The organism is Rhizobium sp. PDO1-076, assembly GCF_000247475.1.
Taxonomy (GTDB): Bacteria; Pseudomonadota; Alphaproteobacteria; order Rhizobiales; family Rhizobiaceae; genus Allorhizobium.
This window is the reverse complement of sequence record NZ_AHZC01000370.1, coordinates 1-544: the sequence shown is the minus strand read 5'-3', so window position 1 is coordinate 544 and position 544 is coordinate 1. Positions and strand designations below refer to the sequence as shown.

Annotated in this window: 1 protein-coding gene; it reads right to left on the bottom strand. The window is 55.5% G+C overall.

Annotated elements, in window-relative coordinates:
- On the bottom strand, positions 1–434 hold a 434-nt coding region (locus tag PDO_RS17440), incomplete at its 3' end, for an IS110 family transposase (protein ID WP_007605049.1).
- Positions 435–544: the final 110 nt, after the last annotated feature.

Sequence of the window (544 nt, the reverse complement as noted above, 5' to 3'; positions counted from 1 at the left end):
CGGTTCTTCGTCATCGTGCGCAGCCGCACGTAAAACATCCGCTCGCGTAGCGCGACACGAAGATCTCGCGATTTCTCGCTGGGGGTCCAGGCTTCTGGCACCAAGTCGGCTCGGAGCAGATGCGCCAGCACAGTCGCGTCAATCTTGTCCGTCTTGATCTTGGCATCGGCGATTGCCCTGACCTTCAAGGGATGAGCGAGAACGACATCGTCACATATGTCGTCGAGCCAATCGTACATCACCATCCAGTTGCGCGTCGCCTCGACAACGGCATGCGAGTTCTCGCTGTATCGATCCAAAAAGCCACTGATTGACTGGCGATCGTTCTTCACCCGGCCAGAGCGCAGCGTCTTGCCACTACTGTCCTGCACGCCCAGGTGGCTGTAGGATTTGTGGTAATCGACACCGATGTGATAATCATAAGAGGCAGTCATGCTTCCAACTCCCTTGTTGAGATCTGCGAAACCCCAACAGGATAAGCCGAAAGGCTCGAAGCGTGACTGTCCCTCGATCATCACTTGCATCTCAGTGATTCGTTCTCTCG